This window comes from Clostridium sartagoforme AAU1 (assembly GCF_000401215.1).
GTDB lineage: Bacteria > Bacillota > Clostridia > Clostridiales > Clostridiaceae > Clostridium > Clostridium sartagoforme.
Window position 1 is genome coordinate 1 of the sequence record NZ_ASRV01000228.1, and the last position, 25051, is coordinate 25051.

At 26.3% G+C, this 25051-nt stretch carries 22 protein-coding genes, 1 tRNA gene and 1 pseudogene; 2 read left to right on the forward strand and 22 right to left on the reverse strand.

What is annotated here, in order from left to right; all coding sequences use genetic code 11:
* The 12 genes from A500_RS17920 to rbsK all read right to left on the reverse strand — a co-directional run.
* Nucleotides 1-1185: SNF2 helicase associated domain-containing protein (locus A500_RS17920; protein WP_016208989.1), on the reverse strand; the 1185-nt coding region annotated here is incomplete at its 3' end.
* A 324-nt stretch (nt 1186-1509) separates the two neighbouring features.
* Entirely contained in the window at nt 1510-1815 is a 306-nt protein-coding gene (locus A500_RS21495) for an ATP-binding protein (protein ID WP_242835165.1), read from the reverse strand.
* Between the two features lie 167 nt (nt 1816-1982).
* Nucleotides 1983-2753 (reverse strand): hypothetical protein, encoded by a 771-nt coding sequence (locus A500_RS21500; protein ID WP_040437143.1) that lies wholly within the window; start codon nt 2751-2753, stop codon nt 1983-1985.
* Nucleotides 2754-3098: 345 nt separating this feature from the next.
* Nucleotides 3099-4358: a sensor histidine kinase gene (locus tag A500_RS17935; protein ID WP_016208990.1), complete on the reverse strand. Its 1260-nt coding sequence runs from the start codon at nt 4356-4358 to the stop codon at nt 3099-3101.
* 77 nt (nt 4359-4435) lie between these two features.
* A complete protein-coding gene (locus tag A500_RS21810; RefSeq protein WP_278245141.1) occupies nt 4436-4564 on the reverse strand; it encodes a hypothetical protein in 129 nt (42 codons plus the stop codon).
* 75 nt (nt 4565-4639) lie between these two features.
* The gene (locus tag A500_RS17940) at nt 4640-5206 is read right to left on the reverse strand and encodes an accessory gene regulator B family protein (RefSeq protein WP_016208991.1); all 567 of its coding nucleotides are present in this window, start codon (nt 5204-5206) and stop codon (nt 4640-4642) included.
* Nucleotides 5207-5433: 227 nt separating this feature from the next.
* Nucleotides 5434-7191: a DNA helicase RecQ gene (recQ, locus tag A500_RS17945; protein WP_016208992.1), complete on the reverse strand. Its 1758-nt coding sequence runs from the start codon at nt 7189-7191 to the stop codon at nt 5434-5436.
* A gap of 339 nt (nt 7192-7530) precedes the next feature.
* Complete coding sequence (locus tag A500_RS17950) at nt 7531-7956, reverse strand: hypothetical protein (protein ID WP_016208993.1); 426 nt, start codon at nt 7954-7956, stop codon at nt 7531-7533.
* Between the two features lie 215 nt (nt 7957-8171).
* A complete protein-coding gene (locus A500_RS17955) occupies nt 8172-9095 on the reverse strand; it encodes a transketolase family protein (protein ID WP_016208994.1) in 924 nt (307 codons plus the stop codon).
* A gap of 12 nt (nt 9096-9107) precedes the next feature.
* Nucleotides 9108-9920: a transketolase gene (locus A500_RS17960; protein WP_016208995.1), complete on the reverse strand. Its 813-nt coding sequence runs from the start codon at nt 9918-9920 to the stop codon at nt 9108-9110.
* 17 nt (nt 9921-9937) lie between these two features.
* The gene (locus tag A500_RS17965; protein ID WP_016208996.1) at nt 9938-10942 is read right to left on the reverse strand and encodes a LacI family DNA-binding transcriptional regulator; all 1005 of its coding nucleotides are present in this window, start codon (nt 10940-10942) and stop codon (nt 9938-9940) included.
* 100 nt (nt 10943-11042) lie between these two features.
* Nucleotides 11043-11963, reverse strand: a complete 921-nt coding sequence (rbsK, locus tag A500_RS17970; protein WP_016208997.1) for a ribokinase — start codon at nt 11961-11963, stop codon at nt 11043-11045.
* 189 nt (nt 11964-12152) lie between these two features.
* Between rbsK and A500_RS17975 the strand changes: the two genes are divergently transcribed.
* Nucleotides 12153-12228: transfer RNA gene (locus A500_RS17975), tRNA-Met, on the forward strand.
* Between the two features lie 38 nt (nt 12229-12266).
* On the opposite strand, the gene A500_RS17980 is transcribed toward A500_RS17975, so the two are convergent.
* The 4 genes from A500_RS17980 to A500_RS17995 form a co-directional block, all read right to left on the reverse strand.
* Nucleotides 12267-13112, reverse strand: a complete 846-nt coding sequence (locus A500_RS17980; RefSeq protein ID WP_016208998.1) for a hydroxyethylthiazole kinase — start codon at nt 13110-13112, stop codon at nt 12267-12269.
* Between the two features lie 219 nt (nt 13113-13331).
* Nucleotides 13332-15710 carry a transglutaminase domain-containing protein gene (locus A500_RS17985; protein ID WP_016208999.1) on the reverse strand — a complete coding sequence of 793 codons (2379 nt, stop codon included), beginning with the start codon at nt 15708-15710 and terminating at the stop codon, nt 13332-13334.
* Nucleotides 15711-16964, reverse strand: a complete 1254-nt coding sequence (locus tag A500_RS17990; RefSeq protein ID WP_016209000.1) for a DUF58 domain-containing protein — start codon at nt 16962-16964, stop codon at nt 15711-15713. It lies immediately after the preceding gene.
* Entirely contained in the window at nt 16965-17906 is a 942-nt protein-coding gene (locus A500_RS17995) for an AAA family ATPase (protein ID WP_016209001.1), read from the reverse strand.
* Nucleotides 17907-18210: 304 nt separating this feature from the next.
* On the opposite strand from A500_RS17995, the gene A500_RS18000 reads away from it, so the two are divergent.
* Nucleotides 18211-18771 carry an NUDIX hydrolase gene (locus A500_RS18000; protein WP_016209002.1) on the forward strand — a complete coding sequence of 187 codons (561 nt, stop codon included), beginning with the start codon at nt 18211-18213 and terminating at the stop codon, nt 18769-18771.
* A 142-nt stretch (nt 18772-18913) separates the two neighbouring features.
* On the opposite strand, the gene yedF is transcribed toward A500_RS18000, so the two are convergent.
* The 6 genes and pseudogenes from yedF to trpB all read right to left on the reverse strand — a co-directional run.
* Nucleotides 18914-19513 (reverse strand): sulfurtransferase-like selenium metabolism protein YedF, encoded by a 600-nt coding sequence (yedF, locus tag A500_RS18005; protein ID WP_016209003.1) that lies wholly within the window; start codon nt 19511-19513, stop codon nt 18914-18916.
* 153 nt (nt 19514-19666) lie between these two features.
* A complete protein-coding gene (gene yqeB, locus A500_RS18010; protein WP_016209004.1) occupies nt 19667-20476 on the reverse strand; it encodes a selenium-dependent molybdenum cofactor biosynthesis protein YqeB in 810 nt (269 codons plus the stop codon).
* A 22-nt stretch (nt 20477-20498) separates the two neighbouring features.
* Nucleotides 20499-21227 (reverse strand): selenium cofactor biosynthesis protein YqeC, encoded by a 729-nt coding sequence (gene yqeC, locus A500_RS18015; protein WP_016209005.1) that lies wholly within the window; start codon nt 21225-21227, stop codon nt 20499-20501.
* A 213-nt stretch (nt 21228-21440) separates the two neighbouring features.
* Nucleotides 21441-22498: pseudogene (selD, locus tag A500_RS18020) on the reverse strand (selenide, water dikinase SelD).
* 163 nt (nt 22499-22661) lie between these two features.
* Nucleotides 22662-23801: a mechanosensitive ion channel family protein gene (locus A500_RS18025; protein ID WP_016209007.1), complete on the reverse strand. Its 1140-nt coding sequence runs from the start codon at nt 23799-23801 to the stop codon at nt 22662-22664.
* A 185-nt stretch (nt 23802-23986) separates the two neighbouring features.
* The coding region (trpB, locus tag A500_RS18030) for a tryptophan synthase subunit beta (RefSeq protein ID WP_016209008.1) at nt 23987-25051 on the reverse strand (1065 nt) is incomplete at its 5' end.

The following is a 25051-nucleotide window of genomic DNA, read 5'->3' on the forward strand; positions in this document are numbered from 1 at the left end:
CTCATCATTCCCTATAAATATAAACTTATCTTTATGTTTTATAAACTTATATCTTTCAAGCTCCATTTCTATTTTTTCTTTTGCCCTACTATCTTTTAATCCATTTAAACTATTAGCATAGTTTATATCAATGCTGCAATATATATTGTCATTTTCTTTTTCTATATAAAATCTTGGAGTATTAACTTTATTTATTTCATTTTTTACAGTTTCATCTATAATTATGTCCTTTGAAATTTCACCTACTATAAACAATAATTTCTTTAAATTACTTTCTGTATTTTTATAAATCAAACTATCTTTTCCATCCAATTTATCATATATTCCTTTATAATATTTTAATTGCTTTTTTGTAGGCAAATATATTTTCTTATCATATATCCAAGTCTCTTTTTTGTCATCAATAGGTATTATACTCTTCTTTTGAGATTTTAATATTAAAGCTTCACCTTTCTTCTTTAAAGTAAAAATTAAAGGAATATCTTCTTTATAAATAACTGAGTTATAGTTCATATAATCATAAGTTAAAACTATATTTTTATCATTATCTATTAGTTCTAAAAAACTCCTAAGTTCATCTTTATATAATATAAAGCTTCTAGCATTTACAATTCTACTTTTACCTTCTTTAAATTTCGCTTTTAAAAAATCTATTATTACAGTATTACTCTTGTTAAACTTATTATTTTCATCAAATAAAAATTTACCTAATGATTCTACTGCAATTGTATTTTCTTCTCCCGATCTAAGCTCTAAATGATATTCTTCATTTTTATTTATCTTAACTTGCTTTATCTTTATATCTAATTTTAATATTTTATTATTAATTTCAGATTTTGCTTTATTATGGCCTTCTTTTTCTTTGTTATTTAATGCCGCATAATAAAACTTATATATAGTAGCTACTAAATGGCTGCAAATATAATACTTTGTTTGCTTGCTGTTTTCTTCAAATTGACTGCAGCTGCATTTAACATCCATTACATTATTATTTAAATCAAACTTTATATGAGTATTATATTCATTCTTATTTCCCAAAACTCTTCCATATATATGATAAGTATCATTTATCTTTTTACTTACAACCTTAGATACTAACCCATTCTTAAATAAAGCTATTCCGCTATTCTTTGAAATACTAGAACTTAACTTTAACAGTGATTTCATCATAGCCTTTATGCTCATATACATCCCTCCCTTTTAAGCTTACTTAATATTATATATTATTTTATATTACTTCATTTATTTTTTCTTCCTATATTATAACCTTTACTTAATAAAATAGCTTTGTTATTTGGTGTACTTTTATTAAAGTCTATATTTCTTACTTTATAATATATTTTATCAAGGTAAATCTTAATATTGATATTTATTAAATAGAGATCATTATAATACATTAAATTTTATTTTAATAATTCACATAAAAATGAGAGAAGCTTGTACAACTTCTCTCATTTTTAGATGCCTAATATATTTAAGTATCTCTATATTTTATATTTAAATATGTAACTAATTTATTATAAATTCAGTTAATGTTTCTTCACTTTTTACTTGTATATTTCCATTATGCTTATTAACTAATTCTTTTACTATATATAAACCAAACCCATTTTCTTTATGTTTATTTTCTTTAGTTGAAAATCCTTGATGAAAAATTTTATCAATTATATCCTTATCTATTTGAGGACCATTATTTTGTATGCTTATAACTATATGATTATAGTTATAAAAGCTTTTAATCATTAACAAACCTCTTCCATTTAAAGCTTCTATAGAATTTCTTAATATATTAGAAATAATTCTTTGTAGATCCATTTCATCTATATTTGTATCTTCTAATTTAGCTTTTTCATCTATTAAAATATCTATATCTATGAAATTAATAGAATTAACTATTCTAGATATAAGAGAATTTTCATCACTTACAACTTTAACTTGTGTTGAAATATTATTTCCCTCTATTACGCTTTTAAATAATTCTCCTAACTTATCATAATTTTCATTAGATATGCTCCATATAAATATGAAATCTGAGAGCCATAATCATGTTTTATTTTTTTCAATTCATTAATCTTATTTTCTAATTCCGTGTTTAAATTATATATTTCACTAGATTTCTTATTTACACTTGCAAAATACCAAGTAACTAAAATAATAAATCCACCTAATAGTAAAAATACTATTTCTTCAAATATTGGATTGTCTTTTCCATTAATAATAAATGATAAAGATATTATAAAATCAAGTATTATTGTTATTATTATAAAAGTAATTATAGATGAAATTCTTGAGTTAATCGTTAAAAAGACTTTATACATAAATTTCATATTACTCAAAACAAAATATGAAATAATATATGAAGGGATATAAACAACTAATATCAGTAATAAATTTATATTAGTGCTATCAATAGTTATTACATTACTAACGAAGTTAATTATAATATTACTAACTATTGAGTTTATACAAATTATAAAATATATTATACTAAATCCAATAGTGGCTGATAGCTTATCCTTGTAATAGGGAAGAACCGCCAAAACTAATGATACTATATGCATTATTATAATTGCTAAACTATAATTTCCCATAATAGAAGTAATTAATATTATTACTAAAGATATGCCCCCTATTAATGAAAAGGTTTGTATTTTACTTTTCTTATATTTTTCATCAATGCAATAATTTATCGTCATAATGAACATAGTACATTGAAGAATACTATTAATAATGTCAAAAAAACCAGTGTACATATCCTATATTCCCCTATCTAAATTTTTTAATTGATTGAATTTATTTTATTGTTTTATTTCATAATTATATTTTATTGTTAACTTATTAAATTATACAATATTTCCGTATAATATGCTATGTTTTTTACTTATTATTTAATTATTTAATCTTCTTTTTCGTAAATTTTTAATTCAATTTTATTTTTAATCAAAAGTCATCATAAGTGATTTATTTTTTGAAAACCTTTTCTTTTGTATCTAGATTAATTTAACTTTTATCATATTAAATATATAAAATAATATAAGCTATAGATTAGATTTTTATATCCACTCCATAGGCTTATATTATTTTAATTTATATATAAGTTAAAGATTTAAAGGTAAATTTATAATGAATTCAGTTAAATCTTCATTACTCTTTACATATATATTACCATTATATTTATCAATCAATTCTTTTACTATGTATAAACCAAAACCATTTTCTCTATCTTTGTTTTCCTTAGTTGAGAATCCTTGTTCAAAAATTTTATCAATATTATTTTTATCAATTTTAGGTCCATTATTTTGAATACTCACAACTATATTATTATAGTTATAGAAGCTTTTAATCATTAGCAATCCTTTTCCATTTAATGCTTCAACAGAATTTCTTAATATATTAGAAACTATTCTTTGTAAATCAATTTCATTTATTTTTGCATCTTCTAATTTAGCTTTTTCATCTATTAAAATATCTATATCATTTAAATCAATAGAATTAACTATTCTAGATATGAGAGAATTTTCATAACTTAAAACCTTAACTTGTGTTGAAATATTATTCCCTTCTATTACACTTTTAAAGAGCTCTCCTAACTTATCATAATTTTTCATAAGGTATGCTCCATATAAATATGAAATTTGAGAGCCATAATCATGCTTTATCTTTTTTAATTCATTAATCTTCTTTTCTAATTCTTTATTCAAATTATATATTTCATTTGACTTTTTATTTACAATTGCAAAATACCAAGTAACTGAAATAATAAATATACCTAGTAATACAAATATTACTTCCATAAAAATAGGATTATCTGTACCATTTACAATATATGAAAAAGATATTATAAAGTCACATACTATTGTTATTATTATAAAAGCAATTATTGATGAGATCCTTGATTTAATCATTAAATACACCTTATATATAAATTTCATATTCCTCATAATAAGATATGAAATAATATATGATGGTAAATACATAATTAATATCATTACTAAGCTTATATACTTATTATCTATACTTATAATACTTGTAAATAAAGAAAATATAATAAAACTTACAATTGAAATTATGCAAATTATAAAATATATCATACTAAATCCAATAGTTGCTGTTAGTTTATCTTTATAATAAGGTAAAATTGCTAACATAAGGGATATTATATGCAATATTATTATTGATAAACTATAGTTTCCCATAGCTGAAGTAATTATTATTATTATTGATGATATTATTGCTATTAATGCAATAATTTGTATTTTATTTTTTTTATATTTATGCTCAATGCAATAATTTATTGTTATCATAAACATTGAACATTGGATAATACTATTAATAATATCAAAAAAACCAGTGTACATATCTAGGGTCCCCTATCTACTTTTTAGTTGCTTCTCTTTATATCGTATAGCATATTGCTTATACAGATTAACGTCCCCTATCTTAATTTTTTAATTGCTTCCGGCATTTCTTCTGCCCCTATTCCTGCTAATGATGATGGACCTATGTTTATTAACATTGCTGCTAATAATAATGTAAATGATCCTAAATACTTCTTTATTTTCATTGTTCCACCTCTCTATTTTTATCATATTTTAAATACTGTAAATCTCTTTATTGTGCAAACTAATAGTACACCATTCTAGATAGGTTTCCCTTGATATTTATTAAACATTAATATAGCTTGTACCAAAATTGTCCAAACTATTATTTGAGAAGCCCATGTAACTTTAAAAATAATAATTGACACTAAAATTAATGCTAAAGAATTTATAATTCCTATCTTCCTATTTTTTTTAATAAGATCTTCTCTTGTGATTGGCATTCTATTATCTATTATTGGTGCCTTATTATATATTGAAAATATACTTACTAAATTTAATATAATGCAACCAATTAAATTTAACTTATTAGTTTCAAATAAAACTATTATTATTGCAACTACTATTAATGTAGCAATAAAACATTTTATTTGAGTGTCTTCATGATATCCACCTATAAATGGTTTTGTAATTGACATTATAAATATTATAAGTAAGCTTTCCTTAAAATATCCTAATAAAGAAAATATAAAAATTATTAGTGAAAATTTTATAATTTCATATACAAGAATCTTTAAAGCATACTTAGCTTGTTCTATTTGGTCATTATTATAATTATTATATTTGCCTAAATCCTCTACAAACCTATATATTAGCTTTTCTACCATAAAACCCCTTTTTTATTTATTATATTTTATTTAATATTATATTTCTTATTATATCACTTATTTGTTTATGATTCTACATTTTTCACTGAATTTAGTGGGTATTTTTGTATTAGTCTCAAAAAAATAAGATGTTATATAAATTTCTTTATATAACATCTTATTAAGCTATATTTTTTTGTTACCTGTTCCCTAACACCTGTTACCTGTCACTTTGTTATGCCCTTGCTCTATAAACTGTGAATTACTCTAAGTACTTCTTCCCCGTATTTTTCAAATTTCTTTTCTCCCATGCCTCTAATATTAAGTAATTCTTCCTTGTTTTTCGGAATTTTATTAGTAAGCTCAATAAGAGTAGAATCTGAAAATATAATATATGGTTTGATTCCTAGCGTATTTGCCTTTTCTTTCCTCCATAATCTTAACTTATTAAACAATTCCTTATTTTCCATTTTTTCTTCAATATCTTCGCTTAACTTACAAATTACTTTTTCTTTTGATTTTAGTACTCTTATCGATTTAGGATTTAATTTTAACATTGAGTATGTACCTTCCTTTAAATTTACATATTCTAAATCCAACAATGTCTTAATTAAATCTCTTATAAATTTGCTACTATACTCTTTCATTATCCCATATGTACTTAAATTATCTAACTTATTTTGAATAATTTTAGGGCCTTTAAATCCTCTTAAAATATCAACTAATACAGAAATTCCATACATTTCTCTTGTCCTATAGACACATGATAAAATCATTTGAGATTCTACTGTAAAATCTCTAAGTTCTTCATTATTTAAACAATTGCTGCAGTTATTACAGTATGGTCTTACCTTTTTATCTCCAAAATAGTTTAAAATTAAATTCCTATAACATTTATCATACTCACAGAAATCAACCATATTTTGAAGTTTTCTTATTTCAATTTCTTTTCTTGTATCTCCAGCTGTGGTATATATTAAATATTCTAATGTTCTTATATCTTCTCTATTGTACAAAAGATGGCACTCTGTTTTTTCTCCATCTCTACCACCCCTACCTATTTCTTGATAATAAGATTCAAGATTTTTGCATAATGTAAAATGTATTATATATCTTACATTAGATTTATCAATCCCCATTCCAAATGCATTGGTAGCAATCATTACATTAAAATTATCTTTTAAAAACTCTTCTTGATAATAACTTTTTTCTTCATCTTTTAATCCACCATGATACTTTGCTGCTTCTATTCCTCTTTCCCTTAGATAATAATATAAAGCATCAACTTCTTTTCTTGTTGCACAATAAACTATTCCTGAGCTTTCTTCATGATTCCGTACATAATCTTTTACAAACTCTGCTTTATCTTCTTCTTTATGCACACATATTAATAAATTTTCTCTATCAAAGCTTCCTAAATATATATATGGATTAATAAATTCTAAAAGTTCTAAAATATCTTTTCTGACTTCACTTGTTGCCGTTGCCGTAAATGCAGTAACTACTGGTCTTACATTTAAACTTTTTATAAAAGGAGCTATATACCTATAACTTTTCCTAAAATCATGTCCCCACATTGAAACACAATGCGCTTCATCTATTGCAATTTGACTTATCCAAAGTTTTCTTAACATTTTATTGAAATATTCATTTTCTAATCTTTCCGGGGCTATATACAAAAGTTTGACGTCTCCATCATAACATTTCTTTAATATTTCCTTTATTTCATCTAAACTTTGAGTACTATTTATATATTCAGCCTTTATTCCTATATCATTAATTGAATCAACCTGATCCTTCATTAATGATATTAAAGGAGATATAACTAAAGTAATTCCATTAAAAATTAAAGCAGGAATCTGATAACAAATTGACTTACCTCCACCTGTTGGCATAATGCAAAGGCTATCCCTTCCTCTTAAAATATTCGATATTATCTCATTTTGGCCTTCTCTAAAGGAGTTATATCCAAAATATTTTTCTAAAATCTTCATTGCTTTATTCATAATGTTAATCACTCCTTTCTCCTTAAGATTCTACCATATTTTTCACTTCTTAAAACAGCAATAAAAAAAAATTGCGAAATAATTTATTCAGTGCACAGTTAACAATTTACAATTCACAATTTCTTGGATAAAGTAACAAGTATAAGATGGTAGATTTTTAAACGAAATACTGACTAAATATATAATCTTAATTTATTTTAAAATAAATTCCATCTTATTTTTGATTATGTTTACGTTTGTTACCTGATACCTGTTCCCTGTTACCTATAAAATGAGAACAACTGTGAACTGTGCCATATGAACTGCGAACTAGAAATTTTACTTCGCAAAATATTACATTTATTGATTTAACATTTTAATTATTTTTTCATTTTGATCTTTTGTCAAATTAAGTTTTTCTGTTACATTTAATAGTTTATCGAAAAGTTCATTTTCTCCTATCAAATTTCTTAAATAACTAGTTATGGAATTACTTATTTCTAAAACTATTTGAAGACCTTCTATTCTTTCTTCGTCATTAAGTTCATTTTGCTCTATTGCTCTATATAATATATAGCCGTAAACAGAACATAATTCAACGTAGTCTATTATTTCATCTGATGATATTTTGCTAATCATATATTCAATTTGTACTGGTGAATATTTTTTATAAATATCATTATTTATATTAAAATGTAGAGATGCATTTATAAATTCATCTTTTAGATTATTTGTTACTTTCGTATTTAAGTAATTTAAAACTAGTCTATATATTATAACATTCATTACGATTGTCCCCCTAAATAATTCCTATAATTATAATTTATCATAATATTGCAAATTTTGAAATTGTATTATATAAAATTTATTATATATTTTTATTGACAATTAAAAGAAGTTCATATATCTATAACATTATTTTTAAGTCAGATTTTTAAGATATAATATTTATAATAAGAATCTATATAAAAATACCTATGCAACCATAGGTATTTTTTTGTTTATAATATTTCCTTTACAGCCTTTATAATTTCATCACTTGTTAAACCATATTTTTTCATTAATTCATCAGGAGTTCCTGATTCACCAAAAGTATCTTTTATTCCTATAGATTTTACTTTTGTTGGTTCACTACTTGTTACAACTTGAGAAACAGTTGCTCCAAGTCCACCTATTATAGAATGTTCTTCTGCTGTAACTATTCCTTTAGTTTCTTTTGCAGCTTTAATTATTAATTCTCTATCTATTGGTTTAATAGTAGATATATTTATAACTCTTGCATTTATTCCTTCTTCTTTTAGCTTATCAGATGCCTCGATTGCTTTTTGAACCATCATTCCAGTTGCAATTATAGCTACATCATTTCCATCTCTAAGAGTTACACCTTTTCCTATTTCAAATTTATAATTATCATCAAATATATCTTCTGTATTACATCTTCCGAATCTTAAATATACTGGACCTTCAAAGTTAGCTGCTGCTTTTGTAGCTTGCATAGCTTCTCTATGATCAGCTGGTACTATTACAGTCATATTTGGAAGTGCACTCATAAGTGCAATATCTTCAACAGATTGATGTGAACCACCATCTTCCCCAACTGTTATTCCTGCATGAGTTGCAGCTATTTTAACATTCATCTTTGGATAACATATTGAGTTTCTTATAACTTCAAATGCTCTACCTGTAGCAAATACTGCAAAGGTACTAGCAAATGGTATATTACCAACATTAGCAAAACCTGCTGCCATTCCCATCAAATTTTGTTCTGCAATACCAGCATTGAAAAATCTATCCTTAAACATATTCTTAAAATCACATGTTTTTGTAGACTTAGAAAGGTCTGCATCAAGTACTACAACTTTTTCATTGTCTTTTCCTAATTCTACTAATGCCATGCCATATGATTCTCTTGTTGCTTTTCCCATTATAAATACCTCCTATTTAGTAATTTCCATTATAGCTTGTTCTGTTTGCTCTTTGTTAGGTGCTTGTCCATGCCATCCTGCTTGATTTTCCATAAAGCTAACACCTTTACCTTTTACAGTCTTAGCTATTATTACACTTGGCTTTCCTTTAACTTCTTCAGCTTTCTTAAATGCTTCATCTATTGAATCAAAATCATGTCCATCACATTTAATTACATTAAATCCAAAACCACTAAACTTTTCATCTAAAGGATTTATTCCCATTACTTCTTCATTTTTCCCATCAATTTGCAATCCATTAAAATCAACTATTGCAACTAAATTATCTAATTTATAATGAGCTGCTGCCATAGAAGCTTCCCAAACTAAACCTTCTTGAAGCTCTCCATCTCCTAGTATTACATATACCTTTGAATTGCTTTTTTGAGCTTTTAATCCCAATGCCATTCCTACAGCATTAGATATTCCTTGACCAAGTGAACCTGTTGATACATCAACCCCAGGAACATGTTTAGAATCTGGATGTCCTTGAAGTAATCCACCTGTTTTTCTTAATGTCTTTAACTCTTCCTTAGGGAAAAATCCCTTTTCAGTTAATACTGAATAAAGTGCTGGAGCCGCATGACCTTTACTTAAAACAAATCTGTCTCTTTCCTCCCATTTAGGTTTATTAACATTTATATTCATTTTTTCATAATATAAATATGTTAATATATCAGCACAAGATAATGATCCTCCTGGATGCCCTGACTTTGATTCATAAAGCATTTCAATTATATTTTTTCTAACATTCTTTGATACAGAAATTAAGTTTTCTTTATTCATAACTTACACCACCCAATCTATTTTACTGTTTTTCTCTCAACTAAATAAGGTTTCAAATTTATAACTTTTTTTGTGTTATTATTGTTTTTTGCAATATCCATTAATAGAACAAAAGCTTCTTTTCCCATATTATAAATAGGTTGTGCAACACTTGTCAATTCTGGTTCTATAAAGGAACAAATCCCAATATTATCATATCCTAATATATTTATGTCTTTTGGTATATTAAAACCTTTTCTTATTAGAAATTTAATTCCACCTATAGCCATTACATCACTACTATAAAATATTGCATCTATTTTTTGATTCCTATCTATTAATCTTTCTGTTGCTTTGATTCCGCCTTCTAATGAAATTTCATCTTCCTCTATTAACTCTTGATTAAAAATATTATATTTACTAGCTATTTTACAAAAGTAACCAAGCCTTGAATTAGATATAATTTCATTTTTATTAGAACCAATGAAGGCTATATTTTTACATTCCTTTTTTATTAAATAGTCTAAACCTATTTTTATCCCCTGTTCATTGTCACAAAAAACACCATTGATATCTTCTTCTATATCATCTATATGCCTGTCAACAATTACAAATGGAACTTCATTAGCTTTTAACATATTAATTGAATTATTTTGCTTACTACTTGCTACAAGTATTACCCCATCTACTAACTTACTTATTAATAACCTTATGTATTCCTCTTCTCTTTTTCCGCTATTAAAAGTATTACATAAGATAATGCTATAACCTTCCTTTTCAGCTTCTATCTCTATAGCTTTTGCCATTTCTGCAAAGAATGGATTTTCTATATCTGGAATAACAAAACCTATGGTATAACTTTTTTTGGTACTTAAACCTCTTGCAAATGAATTTGGTATATAGTTAAATTCCTTTGCTGCTTCTAAAATTCTATTTCTTGTTTCTTCCGAAACACTTATATCTTTATTATTTAATACCATTGATGCTGTAGTTCTAGATACATTTGCATATTTTGCTATGTCTAGAAGTGTTATCTTCCTCATAAATTCCACTCCTTATTGCAATTTTACATATAGAATTATATCATAATTTATTAATATTTATTTGACAATTTTGCTAATAATTTTGATTACTTATAATTTTTTAAAAAACCTCTTCTACCTCTTTTAAATATGGTATTGAAGGTTGTGCTCCTTTTCTTTGAACTGCTATTGATGATACTTTATTTCCAAAGGTTACTGCTTCTATAATATTTTCTTTATTAATGTTTTTAACATCTAATTTTGAACTTAATCCGCCTATAAAACTATCTCCTGCAGCTGTTGTATCTATTGCATTTACTTTAAATGCAGGAACTACTTCATTAAAGTTTTCTCCTATTACCGCAGCTCCTCTTGAACCTAAAGTTATAATTACAAATTTAACTCCTTTATTTAAAAAAACTTGTGCTGCTTTTTTTGCATCCTCTAAATTTTCTACTTTTATACCAGTTAAAACTTCTGCTTCTGTTTCATTTGGTATTATGATATCTGTTACTTTTAAAAGTTCTTCATCTATTTTTTTAGCTGGTGCAGGGTTTAATATAGTTATTTTTCCAAGCCTCTTTGCTCTTTTAAATGCTTCTAAAGTAATTTCTTCTGGTGTTTCAAATTGAGATATTAATATATCACTTTCTTTTAAAGCCTTTTCTGATTTATCAATTTCTTCTTCATTCATTGTCATATTTGATCCTGGAACAACTATTATTGAATTATTTCCATTTTCATTAACCATTATAATTGCCATTCCAGTTGCTTCTTTTTCATCTTCATATATAAAATTTACATCTATATTATCTTCTTTTAATTTGTTTTTAAGTATTAACCCATTATCATCTTTACCTATCTTAGATATCATTATTACATCTGAGCCACACCTTTTAGCTGCTACTGCTTGATTGGCACCTTTTCCTCCTGATATCTTTTCAAAAGATTTTGATAAAATAGTTTCTCCTACTTGAGGGATATCTTTAACCTTTAAAACTAAATCCATATTCATGCTTCCAAGTACACATATCTTATTCATAAATCTCTCTCCTAATTATTATTTTTAGTAAAACGGTTTACTAAATCGATTAACTATATAATAAATCATTTGTAAACGTTTTTCAAGTAGTTTGTTAAAAAAATTTAAAAATTTCTTTTATATTTTGCTTTACTTTATCATATAATAAGACTATACTTAACCTACTGGCTGAGGTCAGCAACTTAATATCGCGGGATGGAGCAGTTGGCAGCTCGTCGGGCTCATAACCCGAAGGTCGTAGGTTCAAGTCCTGCTCCCGCAACCAAAAAAGCTTTGGATTTTCCAAAGCTTTTTATATTTATTTTATCTTACAAATGAATATTCTACTTTTGCTAATCTATTTAATTTCTCTGCATTTATATTAATTATTTCATCTAATAAGTATTCCTTTAGCCTTCTATTCTTTTTAGGCTCTAAGTTCTTTTGTATAGCTATTTTTTCACTTACTGCTATAGTCATAATAGCAACTAAGACGGCTCTAAATCTTTGTTCATTATTGCTTGCAGATGCAATTCCTACACAAATTAATCCACATAATATAGATTCAGTTCCCAATATATTACTAAACTCATTTTGATAGCCTTCAACATAAAATTCACTAAACCCATCAGTTAAGTAATAATCTTCACATTGGACAACTAATATTATATTATGCCTTTTTGAAAAGCTTCTTAAATCAACCCTAGCTTCTATATTTTCTTTTAATTTTAAATCCTTAAAATCTTTGTTCTTTAATTTATCATCACTACTGGTTAATATCTTAAACTCCTCTACTCTTCCTTTCACAACACTTATATTGTATCTATTTATGAATCTTAATGCCATTTCCTTTCTAAGAAATGAAAAATCTACTCCCATTATATCTAAAACAACTGGAATACCTTTTCTTCTTGCAACCCTAATTGATTTTTCAATTGCTTCTACCTTAGCCCCACTTAAATCTTCTAAATTAATCAATAGACAATCACATTTAAATGTTATATCTGGTGCTTCTTCAACAAAATTTGCAATTATAGGATTACCATCATAGCATAAAATTCCTTGCGCTAAATCTCTTACCGAAATTGAATTGGAGATACAGTGTATAAGAGGTTTTTTTTGCTTCTGCAAGTTTAAACTCTCGTCTAATGCCCTTATACCAATTTGCATTTTTGTATCCTCTCTTACATCCTGAACTTAAATTCTAGCAATATAGTAATGCTTATACTATATCTATACATATTATTCGACTATATTTTTATATGTTACATATATTTAAGTTAGCAATTAATAATTATAAGAATATGAAGGAATCAGATGAATATAAAATATATGCAAATGTTAAGGAAGGTTAAGAATAACCTTCCTTGATTTAGTTAATATTATATTTTAAATTACTCCTAATATATTACTAAATATAAAATATTTTAACTTTCCTAGTTTCTTCTTGCAATAAATAGGAACTGTATTATAAAAATCAATTATATTTTGAATTTCTTTTTTACTAATAGGTTCATTACTATAACAAGCCTTATTGAAAATATCTGTTATAGTTTTAAAGGATAAATCATTAGAATCTAATATTTCATCTACCCTTTGTGCATATTGTAATGGTGTTTCTCCAATATTTATTTTAAGTCCTTGTAGTGAAAAACCTCTTAAAAGACGCTTGTATATTTTAATTATTTCTTGCTTTGAAGAATATTTTTTCAATCTATAAATAACAATCTTTCGTTTAAAATAAGGAACAATAAATATCCATAATAATGAAACGACCAATAGTTGTATAGTAATTCTTATAAATAATTTTGATTTTGATTCTATATCATTTACATTGTTTGATACCTCTTCCTCCAAAGTCTCATTGTTATCCTTTGGTTTACTATCTTCAACCTCATCATCGATTTCTTCTTCCTTTTGTGTTTTATTTTGTGTATTTAAAATCTGTTCTTCAGTTGTATTATTTAAAGATTCTAAAAATGGTGCAGTAGGCTCAAAGGTCATCCATCCAAATCCTTCAAAATATACTTCAACCCAAGCATGTGCTTGTTTATTTGTAACTTCATATATTCCATCTATAGATCTCTCTGGCAAAACATATCCCTCAACATACCTAGTTGGAATGCCTATTGAACGAGCAAGTATTGTCATTGCTGAAGCATAATAAGTACAGTAGCCTTCCTTTGAGTCAAATAAAAAATAGTCAACAAAATCTCTATCCTCTGGTACACTTCCAGGCATTAAAGTGTATTTATAATTTTGTGAAAGGTAAGATTCTATAGCTTTTGCTTTATCATAATTATTGTTTACTGATGAAGTTATTTCAAAAGCAAGATCAAAAACCCTTTTAGGAAGTTCATTAGGTAACTGAAGATATTCATTATAAATATCCTTTGACTTTGCTTCTAAACTTATAACATAATCTCTACTTCCTTCATTACCTTCAGAGCCTATATAATTATGTTCTATGTATTCACTATATAGACCTTGTTTACTTCTTCTCAATAAATTATAAATATCTTCATTATTTTTATCTATCTTATATAATTCTGCATTATATTTGAATCCCTTTTGCATTATACTTTCACTAAATAGTATTCCATAAAGATCCTTAACAACATATAAGGAATTCTCTGGTTCAAAACTTAAGTTACTTACCTTTGATGGTATAAATATTGTTTTTATATCTAAATTTTCATAAGTAATATCTATAAAGCTTTTATCAAAACCTTCTTCTAAAATATTTGTTTCATTTGACACAATCTTACTCCCTTGAAGAAGTTCAAATAAATCATCGTCAAAATTATTAAGTTCAAGCATACTGCCTAACTTAATTGATCCGAACTTCTTGCTTTCCCATGAATAACCTGTATATATTTCTTTAACTGCTCCTCTTAAATATATTCCACTTTCAGGCGCCTCCACTTTCATTACGAGTGTATTATCTATAGAAACATTCCCTCCTAGCCTTGAATTATCATCTCCAAAACCAGTAGAACTTATTTTGAAATAATTATTACTTCCAGTATTAGATCCCTTTTTAGTATTATTACTAACATGTCTTGCTTTGGAATCTATCCAACTAAGTTCTATAGGATTATCTCTAGATGATAAGAAATAAGATGAAATCAATACTATTGCACAAATTGGAATACAAGAGATTAAAAAGCTTATTGGAACTTTATTATTTTCTTTACTTAATTTAATATTTCTTAAGTAAATATATTTTAAATAGTATATTAAAATAATAAATAAAAATATATAAAAGGAAAAATAAATTCTAAAATTTTCAACTATCCATTGTCCCACAAATACGCTTGCCCCACCAATTAATAGGATGTAAAATTTAAATTTCTTTACTGAAAATATATACACAATTAATGGAATAATAGCGTTTAAAGCTATAAATATATTCCTTTGATATCTTATGCTAAGAACTATTTCACCATTTACTTGCTTATCAATTAAAGCCGTTAATGAGCTTATATTCTTAATAAATAAAGTAAGCTCCAATGGATTTGTAAAAAAAGTAACTAACATACCTACTAAAATAAAAGATAAACAAATAGCAAAAATCTTTAAAGATAACTTATTAATAAATAAAATTGAATATATAATTGAAGCAATACAAACAGCTATAAATACATTTTGTGCTTTATAAGCCAATTTAAAAGTGGAAGTAAAAGCATAAACTAAACTAAAACTTAAGGTTATTGCTAGTATTAAATCCATAGCATAGCTTAAGCCCTTCTTTACAAAACTCTCCATCTAATTTCTTTTACCTCCTTGCTTAAATACTGCTTGTATATCCTCCTCTATATTAATTGCATATAATTTAATCCCTAATTCTGATAATAAAACAAGTATAGTTTTTGCTTCATTATCCTCATGAACTTTACTTAGATTTTCTTTATCCTCTGCTTTGTTGTTCTCTATCTTTTCGTTACCATATATATAAATTAAGGTTATATTGCACCCCAATAATATTGCCTTATTTAATTCTTCATAAAGAATATAATTAATATTAAAGGTAGCAATTATTATATCTGCCTTACCTATATTGCAGTTAACTTCACTTTCAATTATATCCTTAAAACTTGTCTTTTGATTAAATTCAATTTTCGCTAAGGTTTCATAAGCTTTTTGAAAATCTAAAGAATTACTGTAATTAATAGCATTAATGCCTTTACTATCATATATAAGCTTTACCTCTGCATCATTGTATATACAATATCTTAATATGGCAATTGTAGTTTCAAGCAACTTATCTTCAATAGCAGCATTCTTTTCTACTTCAAAATTATTACTTTGTAAATCAAGTATAAGTATTGCACTTCTAGAACCAACTTTTTCATATTCCCTTATCATTAACTCATTTGTCTTAGCTGTTAACTTCCAATGTATTTTCCTTAAACTATCACCATAATTATACTTATTTATCTCCTCAATTGTGGATATATCCTCTTGTCCCCCTCCAATACTTGACACATTATCTGAAAGGTAACCTGAACTTAAATAAAACTCATCAATATCTATAATTTGCGGATACACTGTTATATAAAGTGGGGTTTTATTTTTTAGAGTGAACTTAAAAATCCCAAGAAAATCTTGTACTTCAATGGTACTTACCCCTAGCTTAAAATCTCCTCTATATTTATATATATAATCAATAGAAACTTCCCTCTTAGAAAAAGGTTGTAGTGATATATTATTTATTTTATGTTTTTGTATAACTCCACCTTTATCATTTAAGAAGCTAATACTTATATATGGAAGAATAAAAAAACTTCTGTTAGTTATATTTACTGTAAAAGTTACTTTATCTCCCTTAAATATTAAATCATTATCAAGGCTTTGCTCATACTTTAGCATAAAATAGCCTATTAACATATATGTAAAAGAAACTATAGGAAGGACTAACACTGTATAAAAAAACATATTTGGTACTTTTCCACCATAATAATATACAAAAGTAAATGTTATAATAAGTAAACTTAAATATAAAATTCTATTTAATTTCATTTACTTCACCATTGGAATATCAATATCGTTAATTATTGAGTTTAATATGTCTTCAGTAGATATTTTTTTAATCTTTGCTTCTTGTTTTAATATTATTCTGTGAGAAAGTACTGGTATTGCCATTTTCATAATGTCATCTGGAATAACATAATTTCTCCCTTTATAATAAGCCCATGCTTGTGAAGCTTTAAATAAAGATATAGAACCCCTAAGACTTGATCCTAGTAATATTTGTGGATGATTACGAGTTTCTCCAATAATATTAACTATATAATCTCTTAAAAGCTTATCTACATGAACATTTCTTACTTCATTTTGAACAAGTATTATTTCTTCACTATCAACTACAGGGTCAAGTAAATCTATTGGATTCTTAAATTTAAGATTTGATAATATCTTGCTTTCTTCATGTGGTGATGGATATCCTATTGATACCTTCATAAAAAACCTATCCAGTTGTGCTTCTGGAAGATGATAAGTACCTAAGTATTCAACTGGATTTTGAGTTGCAAGAACCATAAAAGGTTGTGGAACTTTATATGTTATTCCATCAACTGTAACTTGATTTTCCTCCATAACTTCAAGAAGACTTGCTTGAGTTTTTGGAGAGGTTCTATTTATTTCATCTGCAAGTATTATTTGACTCATTATTGAACCAGGGCGATATTCAAATTCTCCTGATCTTTGATTATATATAGTAAATCCAGTAACATCTGATGGTAGTATATCTGGAGTAAACTGTATTCTCTTAAATGTAGAACTTATTGATTTAGCTAAAGCTGAAACAAGACTAGTTTTTCCAACTCCTGGTATATCTTCAATAAGAACATGTCCACTACAAGCTAAAGAAATAACAACTAACTCAACAGTTTCTCTTTTTCCAATTATAACTTTTTCAATATTGTCAATTATTTTTTTTACAATTTCTGAATTATTCCCCATTTTATCCTCCATAGTTGTCTTTATTTTGCATTATTAACTTCTAAATATTTTTAATATACTTACAATTATATCATATCAAATCCATATATTACCTATATTCATCATATAAAAAGGTAATTTTTCAGATTCATATTCTAATCAAATTGGATTACCTTGCATACCCATATGACATAAGATAAAATTAAACCATAAGAAATAAACACCTTTGTCAGAACTATGTAAACTAACATTACTATGTTTTGATAAGTAAAACTAAAATATTAATACTAATAACTATACATTAAAATTAAGGAGAATTTATTTTATGAATTGGATAGAAGAAATTAAAGAATATAAACCATATAATGAGCAAGAAGCTGCTGATAAAGAAGCTATTTTATTTTCAACAGATAATTTTGATAATCTTTTAACCAGAGAAAACCCCCTTGCTCATATAACAAGTTCTGGATATATAGTAAATAAAGATAAAACAAAAGTACTTATGATTTATCATAATATCTATAATTCTTGGTCTTGGACTGGTGGGCATGCAGATGGAGATAGTGATTTGCTTTATGTTGCTATAAAAGAAGCAAAAGAAGAAACAGGAATTAAAAACATCAAGGCCTTAGATAATAAAATTTTCTCATTAGATGTTTTACCTGTACCTGCTCATATTAAAAGGGGTAAAAATATAGCTTCTCATTTACATTTATCAGTGGCTTATCTTTTAGAAGCTGATGAAAATGATGAACTTATTGTCAAAGAAGATGAAAATAGTGGAGTAAAATGGATTCCAATCGATGAAGTTGGAGTTTATTCAACAGAAGCTGATATGATTGTACTTTATGAAAAATTCAATAAAAAAATAAAAGAAAATTATTAATAAATTTAATCAGTTCAGTACATAATTTTCAGCTTTTTAATACTATTTTAATACTTAGATAACAGGTAGCAAGTGTCACATTTATCCGTAAATATAACACCTGCTACCTGTTACCTTTCACCTAAGAAAATTGTCTTGCAATTTAAAGTTTTATAGTGTTTCCACTTTTGTTCATTAAGTCTATAATTTGATACATATTTCCTATTTCCCCAACCTTAAGTTCTTCCTTTAAGTTGTAAAAATCAAGGCAAGCACCACAGCTTATTATGTTAACTCCTTTTTCCTTCATTGAATTTAAGCTATCTAAAACATCTGAACCAGTACAAGTTAACTTTACGCCACCATTTATAAACATTAAATTTTCTGGTAATACCTCTGCTTCTGCTAAGGTATTAATATATACTTTCATTAAGGTTTCACCTAGTTTATCATCTCCACTTCCAAGTAAATTTGATGAAACTAATATAGTTGGAGCTGAAGCTTTATTAACTACTAATTCTTCATAAACCTCTTCATTTATTTCTGTAAACTCGCCTCTTGATAATTGTATTTTGTACAATCCATTTTCTTCTTCAAAGCTACTATTTAACTTTAATCCTTTAGCTAATCTTAGTATATTATTTTTAGCTACCTCATTATCTACTATAACTAAAGTTTCCTTTGAATCATCTAAATCAAAATATTTTTTTGTTTTTATAACAGGCATAGGACACGCTAAGCCTTTACAGTCTATAATATTCATATTTACACCTCTTTTTATAATTTTAATATATTTTTTAATTGAAAGTTAATAATAAAGCTACTTCTTTATTTAGTGAACCATGAACAATTCATAGTTTCTTTTATAAAGTCACTTCTCATTAAAAAATTATTTAATAACTTTTTATTTTATATTTTAATTATTTAATTTTATATTTTTCATAATTAATAAAGCCTCCAATACGCCCCCGCCTATATTTCTTGCTTTATCTGAAATTGTAGTATAATTTTCTATTTCCTTTAACCTTGGGTCTACATCACCTATTTTTAACCCCTCATAAACATAATTACCATCTTTTATAAGTCCTCTTAATAATCCATCTATAGGTGATGGTATCTCTATATTATCAATTAAAGCCAAAACATCTCCCTTTTTCACTATATCCCCTATTACTTTTAAATTTTTTATTTTCCCATTCGATGGACTATATATTACTCTTTCTTTTGAGTAACCAGCAATTTCTCCTGGAGACCCAGTATCTGGCATTGCATATCCTTTAAATATTAATCTTCCTAAATTATGACCTCTCATTGTTTCAACTACTATATCTACATCTACTCCAGCCTTAAATCCTGGTCCAAGCGCTATTGTTATTGGCGCCATATATTTATTGGTGCCTAAATTTTTTTTAGCCAATATTGCATCAATAACTGCTATTGGATTAATTTTTTTTATGAAATCCCCATTTTCATCTATCACTACTGGAATAACTTTATTTTCAAATGCTTTATTTATTTCTTCTAAATTATGAACATGTATAGCTTTTATTCCTTCTACTGTATTTTCTCCACTATATATAGCTTCACCAAAGGATACATTTCTTCTTATAGCTGTAGGCTTTTCTATTTCTAAAACTAATACATTAAATCCACTTCTATATAGCTTTTGTATTGTTCCTGATGCTATATCTCCTCCACCTCTTACTACTACAGTCCCTAAATCCATAGTTTTCCCCTCTTTCTTTTCTTCAAATTATAATTTTATAATATTTATCTTTTAAACTTCCAACTATAATTTTATTTATATACTTATTATTTCTTTTATTTATTTCAGAAATAAGTAGCCTTAAATCTTCTTCATTTACTTTATCTAATTTATTTAAAAATAACACTTTCTCTCCTTTAGAATATTTAAATAATCCATTTTCATTAAATATGATATTTATAAATTCCTCAATACCTATGTCATTTCCTATTTTGCAATTAGTAAGCTTTTGAAATTCTTTTAATCTGTGAACATTTTCATCATTTATTTTCATTCCTAAAGCCCCTAAACTTAAAACCCCTATTGTTATATTGGTTTCATTACAAATCACAGGTTCAGTGCTATTCCATCCCTTAATTTGTTTTCCTTTAGATCCATCAGCTTCTATTAATATATAATCAAAATTATCTACATATTTTGAAGCTTCCTCCTTTTCTATACCTATAAGTTTATTTTCATCATTAATGAATTTTCCATAAGCATATATACCATTAGCTTTATTATTCTTTATTGTATTATATTCTTCTCCTATAGCTATAAAATCTACTTCTTCTTTAGATGGACAGTATATTTTAGTAGTAGTTGATACCATAACCTTATTTTCATTTTTAAGTTCCTTTGCTAAAGTGTACATTAATGTAGTTTTACCACCTGCACCAACTATAGAAATAATAGACTTTTCTTCGATCTCTAAAATACTATTCAACTTCAATCAAAGCCACTCCCTAATTTATTCAGTTCACAGTGCACAATTCACAGTTCACAGTTTATGATGAAACTACTTCGTAGTTTCTGAAGTTTAAGTTATATCAACTCTTTGATTGTTGATATAAGAATTTCTTAATTCAGCAGAGCTGAATTATTTCCATAACTGTGAATTGTGCTTTGTTAACTGTGCACTAGAAAAATGCTTCGCATTTTATTACTATTTGACAGTTATCGCTTTTCCATTGCTTCCCTTTTTAACTACCTTACCTATTATCTCTGCTTTTATTTGACTTCTCTTATTTATATTTTCTAATAATTCATTAGCTTTGCTTTCTTCAACAGAAATTAATAGTCCACCTGATGTTTGCGGATCAAATAAAGCTAATCTAAACTGTTCTGAAATCTCTTCACTAAAGTTAACCCATTTTTCAAAATATTTTTCATTAGAATATGCTCCACTTGGAAGGCAGTATTCTTTTATCAAATCCATTACTTTATTCATTATTGGTATTTTTTTACTATATATCTCTAATTCAATTTCACTCCCATTTGCCATTTCATATGCATGTCCAATAAAGCCAAATCCAGTTATATCAGTACATGAATTAACCCCTATTTTTTGCATTTCTTCTGAAGCTATTTTATTTAAGGTTGACATAACGATTGATGCTTCTAAAAATTCTTCTTCCTCAATAAAATCTATTTTTAAAGCTGTAGTCAAAACTCCTGAGCCTAGCGGTTTAGTTAAGATAAGTACATCTCCCTCTTTTGCGCCTGAATTTGTTACTACCTTTTTTGGATGAACTATACCTGTTACTGATACTCCATACTTTACTTCTTCATCTGTGATTGTATGCCCTCCAGCAATTGTAGCTCCTGCCTCTCTTATTTTTGCAGCTCCACCTTTCAATATTTCTGCCAATATTTCCGCTCCTATAGTTGCTGAAAAACAAGCTAAATTTAATGCAGTTAAAGGTTTTCCTCCCATGGCATAAACATCACTTAAAGCATTTGCTGCTGCAATTTGCCCAAATGTATATGGATCATTTGCAACTGGTGTGAAAAAATCTACAGTTTGAACTAAAGCTAGATCTTCTGATATCTTATAAACACCTGCATCATCAGATTTATCAAATCCAACAATTAAATTAGGATCTCTATCTTCTTTTTAGCCTCTATATTGGATAATACATCTGCCAATTCTTCTGGAGTAAACTTACCAGCACATCCACATCTTTTTGATACCTGCATAAGCTTTTTATTATTTATGTTCATATCTTCACCTCATACACTATTTTTATATTATTCTTTAAGCTTTTATATAAATTGCAATAAAAATTTAACATTTAAGCAAAATACTTAATAATGATAATATAGTTTACTTAATAATTAAATTATACCACTAAATTTACAGAAAAAAATAGATAGGTATTTCTATCTATTTTCCTCTTTCCTCTTCAGTTATATTTCTTATAGATTCTAACTCTGTACATTCAGTTTCACAATTAGCGCCTCTATGCTCTAATCCATTGGTAAAATTAAATGTTAAAAACATTAGTTCCACATTTTCTTCTCTAAGTATTCTTAATATCTCTATATTTATTTCTTGTTTTAGTTTTTCATAATATGTGTAATTTAGTTCATTTGTATAAAAATAAACAAAAATTCCAAACCCATAACTTGATAATTCATTAAAGCTTACAATAATTAAATCTTTATCTATTTTTTCATGATTATTAAGTAACTCTTCAATTTTATTTAAGCAACTTTTTATTTTATCTATTTCTGTATCAAACTTTATAGTGAATTTAAAATGTATTCTTCTTAATTTTCTTTGAGTCCAGTTAATAATATTTTCATTTGCTAACTTAGAATTTGGTACAGTTGCTACAGCCATAGAAAATGTTCTTATTTTTGTACTCCTAAATGTTATATCTTCAACTATTCCTTCAACTTGAGATGTTTGTATCCAATCTCCAATTGCAAAGGGTCTATCTAGTACTATTATCATCCCTCCAAATAAATTCGAAAAGGCATCTTGTGCCATTAAAGCAAAGGCAACTCCACTAATACCAAGCCCAGTAATAAATCCAGTAAACCCAAATTCTCTAGCTATTATACTTATTCCAATAACTATAATAATTAATCTTATTACTATGGAAATAAAAGGAAATACTATAGTGTTTCCTCCACCATTTTTATGCATCCTTGTATATAAAAAAGAATTTTCTAAAGTTAAGTTGTATAAAAAATAGCACAACACTATTACTAAAAATATCTTTTTTAATCTATCACTTGTAACTGTATTAATGTTTAATCCATCAAAATCTATAATTTTTAATGATATATAGAAAGAATACAATGTTAGATATAATTTAATAGGCTTTTCTAGTGCTCTAAATAAAGTATCATCAACATAAGTTTTAGTTTTTTTTACAGCTCTAATTATATAATCAAATATTTTTGTTATTATATATTTGTTTATAATTATAGCTAATGCTATAACTATAACTGCAATTAAGTATTTACTCATACTTATTTTAAATAATTTTGAAACAATATATTCTAATTCTTTCATAGTTCCTCCTAAAAGGATTTCTACAAAATGTTAAATATTATTTTTATAACATTTTTATATCAAATATTATTTTTACCTAGAAGTATTAATTTTATCCAGTTATTTATAAAGCTACTTATCAAGCTCTTCTATTAATTCTTTTATATCATTTAAATTAACTTTCTATATTTTATCAAATTCTATATCTATTCACTTTCATCATCCAAATACTCTAATATAGTATCTAAATCTTTATCTCCTCTTCCTGATAAATTTATTACCAAAATTTTATCTTTATCTAAAGTCTTTGCAAACTTTAAGGCATATGCAATTGCATGTGATGATTCTAAAGCTGGAATTATTCCTTCAACTTTTGTCAAATATAAAAATGCATCTACTGCTTCCTTATCTGTTACACTTACATACTGAGCTCTATTAGTTTCATCTAAATATGCATGCTCTGGTCCAATTGCTGGATAATCTAATCCTGCTGATATTGAATAGGCTTCTTTTATATTCCCCATTTCATCTCTTAAAAGATAAGTTGCCATTCCATGTATTATTCCCCTTTGTTTATCACTCATTGTAGCTGAATGCATTCCTGTCTCCAAACCTTTTCCAGCCCCTTCAACTCCTATAAGCTTAACTTCACTATCATTTAGAAAAGCATAAAATACTCCCATTGCATTACTTCCACCACCAACTGCTGCTAATATATAATCTGGTAATCTATTTTCTCTTTTTAAAATTTCTTCTTTTAGCTCATAACTTATTACTTTTTGGAAATCTCTAACCATAGTTGGATATGGGTGTGGCCCAACAACTGATCCTATAATATAAAAAGTATCTTCAACATTTTCAACCCAATATCTAATTGCTTCATTAACTGCATCTTTTAAAGTTCCAGTTCCACTAGTTACAGACACAACTTCCGCTCCCAAAAGTTCCATTTTCTTTACATTTAAACTTTGTCTTCTTATATCTTCTTCTCCCATAAAAACTTTACATTCCATATTAAATTTTGCTGCAACAGTAGCTGTTGCAACACCATGTTGACCTGCACCTGTTTCTGCTATAATTTTCTTTTTTCCCATTCTTTTTGCTAGAAGTATTTGTCCAATACAATTGTTTATTTTATGAGCTCCAGTATGGTTCAAGTCTTCTCTTTTTAGATATATCTTTGCTCCACCTAAATCTTTTGTCATATTTTCAGCATAATATAAAGAACTTGGTCTTCCAACATAGTCTTTTAGATAATATTTATACTCATC